This window comes from Yeosuana aromativorans (genome assembly GCF_014646655.1).
Classification (GTDB): Bacteria; Bacteroidota; Bacteroidia; order Flavobacteriales; family Flavobacteriaceae; genus Yeosuana; species Yeosuana aromativorans.
Map to the genome: position 1 here is coordinate 39,551 of NZ_BMNR01000006.1, position 13,540 is coordinate 53,090.

Below are 13,540 nucleotides of genomic sequence, written 5' to 3' on the forward strand. Positions count from 1 at the left end.
CAATAAAATTTAGATTGTTATTGGTCTATTGGTTTGCCCAAATAAACCAGTTTATAGCCTCTTTCAATTTTACTGATGGCTTTATTGTGGGAGGATATTATTTCTAGAACTCCTTTTTTGTCTTTAACCAACAAAGGAATAATATCGGCATCTTTATTGGTTAACTCAATTAACGTCTCATAGTGTGCACGATCCTTGATTTCCATTTCGTGGATTTCAGGAAATTTACGGGCGACTTCTGTAAGGCTTATAAAATCATCTGTTTGAGAAAACAAGCCTTCTTTGGGGCTTTTTTCAGGATTGTCCATTTCATCAGCAGAAATCAACCGGAATGTCCCGTTTTCACCAAATTGCTCACTAAACTTTTCAATTGCATATTTGTTGATGTCGGCACTTCCTGTTAAGGCCATCAAGAACCCAACATCGTTAAGTTCAATGTTGTCTTCTAGGCTTTCTGAATAAATATCTGCATTAATGGCTTCCAATTGCTGTTCCCTAGCCAATTGTATGTTGGTTTGGTTGCTGTCAATAAGCACCACGTGCCGCCCATTATCTTCTAGGTAACGACCAATTAATCTGGATACTTGAGACGCTCCTACAATTAAAATCCCTTCAGATTTAACTAGAAAAACCCCTATCATCTTAGACACAATCCTAGCAGTAGTTGCATTGAGCAAAACAGTTCCCAATACAACCATAAACACTAATGGCGTGATAAACTGAGCACCTTCAACGCCGCTTTTGGTTAGTTTTAATCCAAATAACGAGGCAATACCGGCTGCAACAATACCTCTTGGGCCCACCCAACTTATAAACACCCTTTCATTTAATTTTAAATTAGATCCATAGGTGCTTAAAAACACGCCGATAGGCCTGATTAAAAACACAATAATGGCAAATAAAACAACCGTGTTCCAGTTATAAACCAACAGCATGTCATCTGTATTAATATTGGCTGCAAGTAAAATGAAAAGTATGGAAATCAATAACACGCTCAAGGATTCTTTAAAGTAAAGAAGCTCTTTTAAATACGGTGATTTAGAGCTGCCCAATACCATGCCCATGACCACAACGGCCAATAAACCAGATTCGTGCGCAAAGTTATCGGACAATACAAAAACACCTAAAACGGCTGCCAACGAAAATACATTCAGCAAATAATGTGGAATCCAGTTTTTATTGATTGAAAAATTTAACGCATGCGCAAACGTAAAACCAAAGGTAAAGCCAAACAAGACGATTTTACCAAACTCGATAAAAACGGTTTTGGTAAATTCTCCACCGGCATCAACACTGATAAACTCAAAAACCAATACGGCAACCAATGCACCAATAGGGTCTATTAAAATGCCTTCCCATTTTAAAACGGCCGAGACATCTTTTTTTAATGGTATGTTTCTTAAAATAGGCGTAATTACCGTAGGGCCCGTTACTATAATAAGTGCCGAAAACAAAAAGGAAATTTCCCAACTGAGATAAAAAATAAAATGAGCTGCAATGGCTGCCCCAAAAAACGTAACCATTACACCCACGGTAATAAGCTTGGTGATTATAGGACCTACATTTTTTATTTCACTAATGCGTAATGTAAGGCCACCCTCAAACAGAATAATGCTGATGGCGAGTGACACAAAATAAAACAAGCTCTCATCAGGAAACAGTCCCCTACCGTTTTCATAAATTGGCTGGATCCATTTAGAACCATCTTCGCTTAAAAACTCGGCAGCAATAGGGCCTACCAACAAGCCAATTAAAATCAAAGGTAAAATGGCTGGAATTTTAAACTTCCAAGCAACCCACTGGGCTAGAATTCCTAAAATAATTATGCCTGCTAATTCTAACATCCGTTAAATTTTTGTGTTAAAATAGTAATAAAAACGAGAATACTAAATCATAAAACAAACTATATTATTGGGGTGGTTTTTGTAAAACTATCGTTTAGCTGGTATTACACAGGTCCTTTTCATTTATTTTAATTTATATTGTCCATTCAACAAGGTTTTATATATTTAAAACTTGATCAACACCCGTATTGCTTATGGATTTGAACTTTACAGTACTTTTAATAGGTTTTACTATTGTTTCCATAGCGGGATATCAAATCGCCAAGGTGTTCCAGAAAATAAAGTTCCCGTTAATAACAGGGCTTATCATTACTGGGATTATTGCAGGGTCATCCGTATTGAAATTTATACCCAAAGAATCACTGCCCAAACTTCATTTTTTAAATGACATTGCCTTGTCCATCATAGCCTTTTCTGCAGGATCTGAATTATACCTAAAAGAATTGCGAAGTCGCATTACAAGTATCAAATGGATGACTATAGGCCAATTGATAATTACGTTTTCATTAAGTACGATTGTCATTTATTTTGCAGCTTCCCATATTGCCTTTATGGCAGAACTGCCCACAAAAGTCCAGATAGTCATTGCCATGTTGTTTGGTACCATTTTCGTTGCCAGATCACCTTCTTCGGCAATTGCGGTGATCAATGAAATGCGAGCCAATGGACCTTACACTAAAACAGCTATGGGCGTTACGGTTGTGAAGGACGTATTGGTTATCATCCTATTTGCTATTTGTTTTGCAATTACCAAGGCCGTTATCCACAAAGAGCCATTGGGCTTTTCGTTCTTGCTGTATTTATGCATTGAATTAATTCTGTCTTTTGGGTTGGGTATTTTATTGGGCAGAATAATACAAGCTTTATTGTCGTTAAAACTTCATAAATATGTCAAATCCATTCTAATTGTTCTTATTGGGTTTGGCGTGTATTTATTTGCTTTATTGGTAAAAGCCGAGTCACATCATTTTTTACCTCATGAAATTACGCTAGAACCTTTGTTGATGTGTATAATTGGAAGTTTTGTTGTTACCAATTACACTAAAAACAGGGTTGAGTTTATTGAATTATTGGATGATATCAGCCCGATTATCTACATTATATTTTTCACGTTAACTGGAGCTTCTTTGTCATTCCATACGTTAATCAATGTGTTTTGGGTAGCCATTGCGCTGTTTGCCTTACGGATTATAACCATTTTTATTGGAAGTGTTTTTGGTGTTATTGCAGCCAATGACAGTAAGAAATTCACTTTTATTTCTTGGATGCCCTATGTCACCCAAGCGGGTGTTGCCCTAGGTTTGGCAACTTTGATTGCCACCGAATTCCCGGGATGGGGAAATGAATTTGAAACCATCGTGATAGCCATCATCGTCATCAATCAACTTATTGGTCCGCCTTTGTTTAAATGGGCCATAAACATTGTTGGAGAAAGTCATTTAAAACATAAAACACCTGATTTTGATGGAGTTAAAGACGCCTTGATATTTGGCCTTGAAAATCAATCCATAGCACTCGCCATGGCACTCAAGCAACAAGGATGGGTTCCAAAAATATTTTGTAAAATGGAGGATTTCACACAAAGTAATGAGCATTTTGAAATCATTCCCGTACATGACTTTTCAAAAGAAACGTTTCAAAACTTACAAATAGAAAAAGCCGATGTGATTGTGTGCCTGCTTTCTGATGCAGAAAATTACAAAATCGCTGAACTTATCTATGAGAATTTTGGTGTTAAAGATATCATTGCCCGTTACAATGGTTCACGGATTTTCTTGAATAAATTAAAGAATTTAGGAGTACGAATAATTGACCCATCGCTTGCCATGGTCAATTTACTGGATCATTTTGTGCGCTCACCAAATGCAGCCTCTATTTTATTGGGCATAAATTCTTCACAAGATTCCATTGATGTTGAAGTTAGGAACAAGGACATTCATGGGCTTACCCTTCGTGATTTACGGTTTCCAACCGATGTGATTGTGCTCTCCGTCATGCGAAAGGGACGCATAATAATCTCACATGGGTTTACCAGACTTCGTCTTGGTGATATTGTAACCTTGGTGGGCTCAAAAGAAAGCGTCAACAACGTTCGTTTTAAGTTAGAATCATAATAAATTCTTAACATTTATAAGTAATTGCAAGGGTTTTGTTACTTTTGCAATAGTATGAATTTATACCCCATTGATACTGGAAATTTCAAGCTTGACGGAGGTGCCATGTTTGGTGTGGTGCCTAAATCTTTATGGCAAAAAACCAATCCTTCCGATGCCAATAACATGATTGATATTGCGGCTCGTTGTTTGCTTATTGAAGACGGCAACAGGCTCATTTTAATTGATAACGGAATGGGAAACAAGCAGTCAGAAAAATTTTTTGGATATTACTATTTATGTGGAAATGATTCGCTTGAATCATCCTTAAAAAAATACGGTTTTCATCCAAATGATATTACCGATGTGTTTTTGACGCATCTGCATTTTGACCATTGTGGCGGAAGCATCCAGTGGAACAAAAGCAAGACCGGATATGAACCCGCTTTTAAAAATGCTCATTTTTGGAGCAATAAAGACCATTGGGATTGGGCCACAAAACCCAATAAACGCGAAAAAGCGTCGTTTTTAAAAGAAAATATCCTACCCATGCAAGACAGTGGTCAGCTTAAATTTACAGAGCTTCCACATGAGACCATTTTGAAAGATTCAGCACTTGGTTTCGACATTTTTTTTGCTGATGGGCATACCGATAAACAAATGATTCCAATGATTCAATATAAAGGCAAAACCATCTGTTTTATGGCAGATTTACTTCCAACCGTTGGGCACCTGCCCTTGCCTTATGTTATGGGGTATGATACCAGACCCTTATTGACACTTGATGAAAAGGAGGCTTTTTTAAATATGGCGGCTGATAACGGCTATTTTCTGTTTTTAGAACATGATGCACACAATGAAATCATTACGGTGCAACATACAGAAAAAGGCGTGCGGCTTAAGGATATTTATACAACTTCAGAAATTTTTAATTAAAACTAAACCCTAATGAAAACATTTAAAGCTTTTTTTATTGCCGCTTTTGCCGCAACTCTATTTTATGACTGTGGAAGTACTGCCATACTATCTACGCCTATAGAAAATATAGACAATACTCCCATAAAAACCACCGATTTAACAGAGGCCGAACTTCATAAGTGGGGTCATTTAGACCTTGTTAAAGATACTGTTCCCGGTATGAGTGTTGAAAAAACCTATTCTGAAATCATTAAAAACAAGAAAGGTAAAAAAGTCATTGTTGCCATAGTTGACTCAGGAATTGATATTGACCATGAGGATTTAAGAGATCTTATTTGGACTAATACAGATGAAATTCCAAATAACGGCATAGACGATGATCATAATGGATATATTGACGATGTGCACGGGTGGAACTTTTTAGGCGATGGTTATAATGAGCAATTGGAATACGTCAGGTTATTGGCCAGTGGAGACACCAGCAACCCAGATTATGACAGGGCAAAAGCTGAATATGATAAAGAATACCAATTGTGGATGGGCAGAAAAACCCAATACGATCAAATTTATCAAAGAATAACAGCAACAGATGAAGCGCTTTCAAAATACTTAAACAAAAAAGATTACACACAAGACGATGTGAACAACATTAAATCAGATGACCCTTCAATAAACCAAGCTGTTCAAATGGCAAAATATATGTACAGCAATGGGTTGGAATCTGTTAGTGATGCCATTAAAGAAATTAAAAGCAGCTTAGAAAGCATCAATGACCGTTTAAATTACAACTTAAACAAAGACTTTAAAGGTCGCGTAAATGGTGACAACCCTGATGATATGTCTACCAAATACTATGGCAACGGCAATGTAAAACCTGTTAAGAAAAGCGAAAGCCACGGTACCCATGTAGCTGGTATCATTGCCGCTGAACGCAATAATGGTATCGGTGTAAATGGGGTTGCAAATAATGTTGAAATCATGCCTGTTAGAACCGTTCCTAACGGCGATGAGTATGACAAAGATGTGGCGCTAGCCATTCGATATGCCGTTGATAATGGCGCAAAAGTTATTAACGGTAGCTTTGGAAAATATTACTCACCTCACAGTGATTGGGTTAGAGATGCTATTGCATACGCCGGAAAGCATGATGTGTTGTTTGTCAACGCAGCAGGAAATGAAGGGGAAGATTTAGATGTCAAAGCATGTTACCCTAATGACCAAGTGGATAATGGCCCAGAAGTGTCTGATACATTTATAACCGTTGGAGCCTTAGAACCAAAATATGGTCCAGACATGGTCGCTGGTTTTTCAAATTATGGAAAAATCAATGTGGATGTGTTTGCGCCAGGAGCTAAAATTTATTCCACAACACCAGAAAACGAATATGACACCAAAAGCGGTACCTCAATGGCAGCGCCTGCTGTTGCAGGTGTAGCGGCTTTAATCCGTTCCTATTATCCCAGCTTGACTGCTGCGCAAGTAAAACAAATTTTAATGGGCTCAGGACTTGCTGTTAAAACAAAAGTTATTGTTGGTGGTGACACCAATGATGTAGAACCGTTTTCAGAATTATCAAAATCAGGAAAAATGGTTAATGCTTACAACGCTTTAATTATGGCGTCTCACATGGCAAAATAACTGTTTTTAATTACCATAAAAAGGGGCTGCAGCCCCTTTTGTTTTTAAAAAAATATAACCTATGAAACTCAAACCTTTTTTAATGTATGCCTTAATTGGCTCGGTATTATTTACATTCAATAGTAAAGCAAATACTGCTGTTGATTATAATAACATAATCAACCAGAATCCTGGCTATTGGCAACAACATGTTGATTACACCATGACCATTGACATGGATGTTAACAACTACCAATATACCGGAAACCAAACCTTGGTATACACTAACAACTCGCCCGATGTATTGCATCACGTCTATTATCATTTATATTTTAATGCCTTTCAACCAGGCAGTGAAATGGATGTTCGCTCCCGCACTATTGCCGATCCAGACCCAAGGGTTAAAGACCGCATCAGTAAATTACAACCAAACGAAATTGGATTTATCCATGTAAGCTCATTAAAGCAAAATGGTGAGGATATAACTTATAATACCGTAGGAACCGTTTTGGAGGTAGATTTGGCAAAACCCATTCAACCAGGTGAACAAGTCACTTTTGATATGGTTTTTAACGCCCAGGTACCAATTCAAATACGTCGCTCGGGACGAAATAATGCAGAAGGTGTGGCACTCTCCATGTCGCAATGGTATCCCAAAATGGCCGAATATGATTTTGAAGGCTGGCATGCCGATCCTTATATCGGTAGAGAGTTCCTAGGTGTTTGGGGCGATTTTGATGTGACCATCAACATCGATAAAAATTATACCATTGGCGGAACAGGTTACTTACAAAACCCTGATGAAATTGGTCATGGTTACACCACAGAAAAAGTAAAAAAACATAAAGGAGATAAACTATCTTGGCACTTTAAAGCCCCCAATGTCCATGACTTTACGTGGGCTGCCGACCCAAACTACGCCCATGATACCATGCAAGTTCCCAATGGTCCTCTTTTGCATTTTTTCTATAAAAAGGATATGAAAAAAGAGTATTTGGAAAACTGGAAAAACCTGCAACCAAAAGCCGTAGAGCTTATGCAGTATTACAGCAACAACATAGGCCAATATCCGTATGACCAATATTCCATCATTCAAGGAGGTGATGGTGGTATGGAATATGGTATGTGTACACTTATAACCGGAGAGGACGATTTTAATGGTTTGTTTGGCGTAACGGCACACGAAATGGCGCACTCATGGTTTCAGTTTGTGTTGGCCACCAACGAATTGGAACACGCCTGGATGGATGAAGGCTTTACAAGCTATATGGATGAATGGTCTAAAAATGATATTATGCACAAAAATCTAAGTAACCCGAACAAAGGAGCTTATGCAGCATATATTTATTTGGCAAAATCAGGCAAGGAGCAACCGTTGACCACTCAAGCCGATAGATTTGAATATAACAGATCGTATAGTATATCGGCATACTCAAAAGGCGACGTGTTTTTGGCGCAATTAGGCTATGTAATTGGCCAGGACAATCTTAAACAGGCCATTAAAAAATACTTTGCAGATTTTAAATTCACGCACCCACAACCCATTGATATCATTCGCAGTGCCGAAAAAGTATCTGGATTGGAACTGGATTGGTATCTTATAGATTTTGCCGAAACCACCAATACAATAGATTATGGTGTGAAAGCCATAGATGGCAACTCCGTTACCTTAGAGCGTATTGGGTTAATGCCTATGCCCATTGACCTAACCGTAACTTATACCGACGGTTCTACAGAAGATTTTTATATCCCGTTACAAATGATGCGTGGCGAAAAACCAACAGAGGCAACAATTATTGGCGATTGGGCGTGGGCCTACCCTACCTATACCTTTAAAACCTCAAAACCGGTAAGCCATGTGCAAATAGACCCTAAAGAATTGATGGCCGATATTAATAAAGAAAATAACAAAATGTAACACAATATCACCTCGAGTGATTTCGACATAAAAGGCGAAATTATATCGAGAGGCACAAAAGCTTAAACCTCTTTGTGAGAACAAAGAGGTTTCTTATTTTATTCACTTATTGTCTTTGTAGAATTTTTAACTAACTTAGTTTGTCATCTGTTAGAAAACATTTTAATATTATGAAAAAGAAATACAAGTATATTGTATTTGCTGTGGGTTTGTTGATTCTAAAAAGCAACTATAGTTGTCATGATTCAGAACCAAAATTATCAGGCATTTGGTCTTCTGTTGGTTACGGAAAACAAATGATAATTACTGACAGTACGATTACTTTATATGACACCTTCTCAGGAGGTTGTGCTCTTTTTGCTGAAATACCCCCTAAAGACTTCAACAACATTTCTGAAATATTGAATTTAACACACAATAGTCTAAAACTTAAAGTAGGTTTGACTGTATATGAATTTACGAGAACAAATTCGGAAATTCCCCCTTGTAGCAAGCAGCTTATAAAAAATGACCCTCTTTCAAATTTTGATGCGCTTTGGAACACTTTTAATGAGAATTATTCATCATTTGATGTCAGGAACATTAACTGGGGTAAAATTAAGGAGCGTTATCGACCAATGTTATCAGTCGAATCATCAGATGTTAAATTATATTCTGTACTTAGTCAAATGATTTCCGAGCTTAACGACGGACACGTCTTTTTAGATGCCCCCGATAGTATAAAAAATGACCCAGCTGTAAAAGATGATAATAGAATTGGCGATTTGAGGAAAATGGTAATATCACAAATTGATTCAACGTATATCGATAAAGTCAATAATTACAACAAAGGAAATCTCATTTGGGGTACAATTGATAAAAACATCGGTTACATTCAAATAAATAATTTTGAGGATCTAGCAAATTATAATATAAGCGATAGTTTATCGGAGGATGAGTTTTGGGAGGAATATTGGAAGGCTGCCGAAAATAGCAAGAGTTATACACAAGATGTTCTTGTAAGTTTTGACAAACAGATGAGTAGCATAATGGAACACTTGAAATCCACAGAATTTTGTATTATTGATGTAAGATTCAATAATGGTGGTTTTGATCAGGCCGGACTAATAGTTCTTAGTTACTTTACAAATCAAAGAATACTTGCCTACACAAAAAAAGCAAAAAATGGTACAGACTTTACCCAGAAACAGGCCATTTATATTGATCCTAAACCAATAAATTATTCAAATCCAATATATATTTTAACAAGCCATCAAACAGCAAGCGCCAGTGAAACTTTTGTTCTTGGTTCATTGAATTTGCCCAAGGTTAAAAGAATTGGATCAAGCACAGCGGGCGTATTCTCCAACGTTCTAGATAAAAGATTACCAAATGGTTGGCATTATGGGCTTTCAAATGAAATATATGAAAGCCCAGATCATAAAAATTACGAAATGGTCGGAATAAAACCTGATTACATAATTGATTATGAAAAAAGCGGTTTTTTGTTTTATAAGCAATTAAATAATGAAATTGAAACTGGAGATGTTGCCATTGAAAAGGCTGTTTTTTTTGGTAAAAATCAATAAATTACCTTTTTAAGGAAATGTAAATAGCTTGTAATAATGTATAAACGAAACATACTAAATGGCAGTAAATTTAAAGATAGTAATCTGCCTAACTCTTTTATTGGCTTCATAAAGGTGAACTCTGCAATAGACTACTTTACATTTAACAAATCTATATAGAACATGAATCAAGATAAATCAACCCTATCAAAACGAGGCACTGATTTGGCTGAAAATCCGGCACGGATAGATATGGCCTTATTTGCCGAAGCGTCCCAAAACCTATATTGTCCCACTACCAATCCAAAAGGGGCATTTTTGTTAAATGTGGCCGAAAACAGCTTAACTGCATCTATAATAAAAAATAAACTAACGGCTATTCTACAACAACAGGAACTACCGGATTGGGTTTTAAAATACACCGATTCCAAAGGACATCCAGATGTCAGAACAACTGTGGCCAACTTTATGGAAACATACCTGTGTAAATGCCCGATTGACCCAAATACCATCGCGTTTTCGGCAGGAGCTTCTGCCATTATTGAAGTCACGTCCTTTGTTTTGGCCAATCCTGGTGATGTTGTGGTGATTCCTGCACCTTCCTATCCTATGTACACGAAAGATTTGGGTACAAAAAGCGGCGTAGAGCGTTATGATTTGCAAACGCACTATCATTTAGATGAGATAGGTTCAAAAGCACCTGTAACTATTTCTTTGTTAGATAAAACATTTGCTGAATTAAAAGCTCAAAACAAGTGTTTTAAAATATTGCTCATTACGTCTCCTGACAATCCCACAGGTTGCAGATATACCAAAGCACAACTCAAGGAACTTGCCAATTGGTGCATCCGGCATAAGGTTCACATGATTGTCAATGAAATTTACGGTCTGTCTTTAATTGATACCCAAGACTCGTTAATTAAAGATGACTACCAAGACTATGGCGATTATGCCTCATTTGCCAACATCATGGCAGAATTAAAAAGTGATTACTTACACCTTTGGTATGCCTTTTCAAAGGATTTTTCCATGTCTGGTTTGCGTTTTGGCGTATTGCATTCCTTAAATACATCGCTTTTACAAGGTTATGACAATGCCAATATTCCGCATATGGTATCCAACATCACCCAATGGATGGTAGGTGAGATGCTCCAGGATTCTGCGTTTGTTGAACACTATATTAAAACCAATAAAGCATTATTGAACGCCAGTTATAAACTGGTTGTAGAAGCCTTTAAAAACATAAAAGTACCTTATATACCCAGTAGGGGAAGCTTGTTTGTTTGGGTAGATTTATCAAGGTTTCTTAAAGAGGATAGTGCTAACGGACAAGAACAATTATGGTTGGATATCTACCATAATACTGGCCTACTTTTAACACCTGGAGCGGGATTTCAGCATCAAAAAAAGGGCCTCTTCAGAATTGTGTTTACTGCCGTGGAAATCCCTTATCTAAAGGTTGCCATGGAGAGGTTGACAACTTATCTTATTCAACTGGAAAACCAATAACAGTTTCTATAATTTACTACCTTTAAGCCTTAAATTACTAGCGTTTGAAATTTACGTTTAATAAAAAGGATAAGTTAAAAAGCAGTAAGCTTATTGAGCAATTGTTTTCCGAAGGTAAATCGGTAAGCGCGTTTCCGTTGCGATTGGTATATTTACCCACTACATTTAGTGATGGCGCAACGTTTAAAACAGCCATATCCGTCAGTAAACGGAACTTTAAAAAAGCGGTTGATAGAAACCGTATCAAGCGCTTGATGCGTGAGGCTTTTAGGCTTCAAAAGCACAATTATATTAACAATATGTCAGAGCCATATGCGTTTATGATTTTGTATATTGGAAAAGAGAAACCAACCTTATCGCAAATAGAAGTTAAAATGGCACAATTGTTTGAAGCGTTTTCAAACAAAGTTAGTGGCCAATAAAAATAAATGACCATGAAACATCTACTAAAAAAGAAACTCATCATTCCGTTGGTAGTGCTGACTGTTTTGTTAACCGGCTCCGCATTTGTTAAAAGTGATTTTTTTGAAATCGCCAAGCAAATAGAAATCTTTACGGATTTGTTTAAAGAGGTCAACATGAATTATGTTGATGAAACCAATCCGGCAGACCTGATGGACACCGCCATAAAAAGCATGTTACAGGATCTGGATCCGTACACCAATTTTATGAACGAACAGGACGTGGAAGCGGCCAGAATAAACAATACAGGCGATTACATTGGTATTGGAGCCAAAGTAAGAACACTCAAGGACAAATTGGTGATTGTTGAGCCATACAAAGATTATCCTGCGGATAAAGCCGGGTTAAAGGCTGGTGACGAAATTATTAAAGTAGGGAATACCCTAGTGGAATCTGTCAAAGATGATGCAGGCGACTTGTTAAAAGGTTCACCAGGAACCACTGTAGACGTTACATTTAAACGACAAGGAAAAACCCAAACAGCCACCATAAACAGGGCAGAAGTTGAAATAAATGCGGTGCCTTATTTTTCAATGGTCAATGATAAAACAGGTTATATTGTGTTGAGTCGGTTTAGCGAAAAAGCGGCAGCCCAGACCAATTATGCTGTGCGTGACTTAAAAGCACAAGGCGCCAAGCACCTTATTTTGGATTTGCGCGGCAATCCAGGAGGATTGGTCAATGAGGCCATAGACATTGTTAATATTTTTGTGCCTAAAGGACAATTGGTGGTGACCACAAAATCCAAAGTAAAAAAATACAATCGTACCTATTACACCCAAAAAGATCCCGTTGATACAGACATTCCTTTAGTTATTTTAATTGACGGCAACAGTGCCTCGGCCAGTGAAATTGTGTCTGGTTCTTTACAGGATTTAGACCGAGCTGTAATTGTTGGTTCCCGCAGTTTTGGTAAAGGTTTGGTACAACGTCCTAAATTATTGACCTACGGTACCCAAGTAAAAATAACGATTTCAAGATATTACACGCCTTCAGGACGCTGCATTCAAGCTTTGGATTACTGGCATAGAAATGAAAAAGGAGAAGCCGTTAGGGTCAAACAAGAAAACTATAACGAATTCAAAACCAAAAATGGTAGAAAAGTATTTGATGGCGGTGGTATTCTTCCTGATGAAATTATGACTCCATCTCAAAATACAGCTTTAACAAACGCAATTGCTGACGATAATCTTATTTTTGATTTTGCTACAGACTATTATTATAAACATAAAATAGACAATATCGATACATTTAAGTTGACCGATGCCGATTTTACTAACTTTAAAAACTATCTAAAAGCAAATCAATTTTCCTTTGAAACACAAACAGAAAAAGCTTTGAAAAACGCCTTTGAAGCGGCCAAAAAAGAATCGTTTGACGATGATATAAAAACCGATTATAACACTTTGGTTTCGCACTTAAATCAGTCCAAAATAAAAGCACTTGATGAAAATAAATCGTATTTATTGGATCAATTAACAGACGAGATTGTGAAACGATACGTGTACCGTGAAGGTTTATATGACTACCTAAAAACCCATGACCCTGAAATACGGAAAGCAACCGACATACTTGGAAGCCCTTCTGCTTACCTAGAGTATTTAAGATAGACTCATTTTTTAACAAATAATT

The 13,540-nt window shown here is 37.1% G+C and carries 9 protein-coding genes; 8 read left to right on the forward strand and 1 reads right to left on the reverse strand.

From position 1 onward, the window contains the following. Nucleotides 1-17 precede the first annotated feature (17 nt). A complete protein-coding gene (locus IEW94_RS13100; RefSeq protein ID WP_188653803.1) occupies nucleotides 18-1,844 on the reverse strand; it encodes a cation:proton antiporter in 1,827 nt (608 codons plus the stop codon). A 194-nt stretch (nucleotides 1,845-2,038) separates the two neighbouring features. Here IEW94_RS13100 and IEW94_RS13105 point away from each other — a divergent pair, with 194 nt between their 5' ends. The 8 genes from IEW94_RS13105 (at nucleotide 2,039) to IEW94_RS13140 (ending at nucleotide 13,518) form a co-directional block, all read left to right on the forward strand. After that, nucleotides 2,039-3,958 carry a cation:proton antiporter domain-containing protein gene (locus IEW94_RS13105; protein WP_188653805.1) on the forward strand — a complete coding sequence of 640 codons (1,920 nt, stop codon included), beginning with the start codon at nucleotides 2,039-2,041 and terminating at the stop codon, nucleotides 3,956-3,958. A 54-nt stretch (nucleotides 3,959-4,012) separates the two neighbouring features. After that, nucleotides 4,013-4,873, forward strand: a complete 861-nt coding sequence (locus IEW94_RS13110; protein ID WP_188653806.1) for an MBL fold metallo-hydrolase — start codon at nucleotides 4,013-4,015, stop codon at nucleotides 4,871-4,873. 12 nt (nucleotides 4,874-4,885) lie between these two features. Further along, the gene (locus IEW94_RS13115; RefSeq protein WP_188653808.1) at nucleotides 4,886-6,493 is read left to right on the forward strand and encodes a S8 family peptidase; all 1,608 of its coding nucleotides are present in this window, start codon (nucleotides 4,886-4,888) and stop codon (nucleotides 6,491-6,493) included. Between the two features lie 61 nt (nucleotides 6,494-6,554). After that, a complete protein-coding gene (locus tag IEW94_RS13120; RefSeq protein WP_373286604.1) occupies nucleotides 6,555-8,390 on the forward strand; it encodes a M1 family metallopeptidase in 1,836 nt (611 codons plus the stop codon). Nucleotides 8,391-8,560: 170 nt separating this feature from the next. Then, a complete protein-coding gene (locus IEW94_RS13125; RefSeq protein WP_188653810.1) occupies nucleotides 8,561-9,958 on the forward strand; it encodes a S41 family peptidase in 1,398 nt (465 codons plus the stop codon). 162 nt (nucleotides 9,959-10,120) lie between these two features. Further along, nucleotides 10,121-11,446: an aminotransferase class I/II-fold pyridoxal phosphate-dependent enzyme gene (locus IEW94_RS13130; RefSeq protein WP_188653812.1), complete on the forward strand. Its 1,326-nt coding sequence runs from the start codon at nucleotides 10,121-10,123 to the stop codon at nucleotides 11,444-11,446. 44 nt (nucleotides 11,447-11,490) lie between these two features. After that, nucleotides 11,491-11,868, forward strand: coding sequence for a ribonuclease P protein component (gene rnpA, locus IEW94_RS13135; RefSeq protein ID WP_188653813.1), 378 nt, complete (start codon nucleotides 11,491-11,493; stop codon nucleotides 11,866-11,868). Nucleotides 11,869-11,880: 12 nt separating this feature from the next. Then, the gene (locus tag IEW94_RS13140; RefSeq protein ID WP_188653815.1) at nucleotides 11,881-13,518 is read left to right on the forward strand and encodes a S41 family peptidase; all 1,638 of its coding nucleotides are present in this window, start codon (nucleotides 11,881-11,883) and stop codon (nucleotides 13,516-13,518) included. Nucleotides 13,519-13,540 lie beyond the last annotated feature (22 nt).

Coding starts and splice junctions, on each gene's coding strand:
- IEW94_RS13100 (WP_188653803.1), bottom strand. CDS start 1,844: ATGTTAGAATTAGCAGGCATAATTATTTTAGGAATTCTAGCCCAGTGG.
- IEW94_RS13105 (WP_188653805.1), top strand. CDS start 2,039: ATGGATTTGAACTTTACAGTACTTTTAATAGGTTTTACTATTGTTTCC.
- IEW94_RS13110 (WP_188653806.1), top strand. CDS start 4,013: ATGAATTTATACCCCATTGATACTGGAAATTTCAAGCTTGACGGAGGT.
- IEW94_RS13115 (WP_188653808.1), top strand. CDS start 4,886: ATGAAAACATTTAAAGCTTTTTTTATTGCCGCTTTTGCCGCAACTCTA.
- IEW94_RS13120 (WP_373286604.1), top strand. CDS start 6,555: ATGAAACTCAAACCTTTTTTAATGTATGCCTTAATTGGCTCGGTATTA.
- IEW94_RS13125 (WP_188653810.1), top strand. CDS start 8,561: ATGAAAAAGAAATACAAGTATATTGTATTTGCTGTGGGTTTGTTGATT.
- IEW94_RS13130 (WP_188653812.1), top strand. CDS start 10,121: ATGAATCAAGATAAATCAACCCTATCAAAACGAGGCACTGATTTGGCT.
- IEW94_RS13140 (WP_188653815.1), top strand. CDS start 11,881: ATGAAACATCTACTAAAAAAGAAACTCATCATTCCGTTGGTAGTGCTG.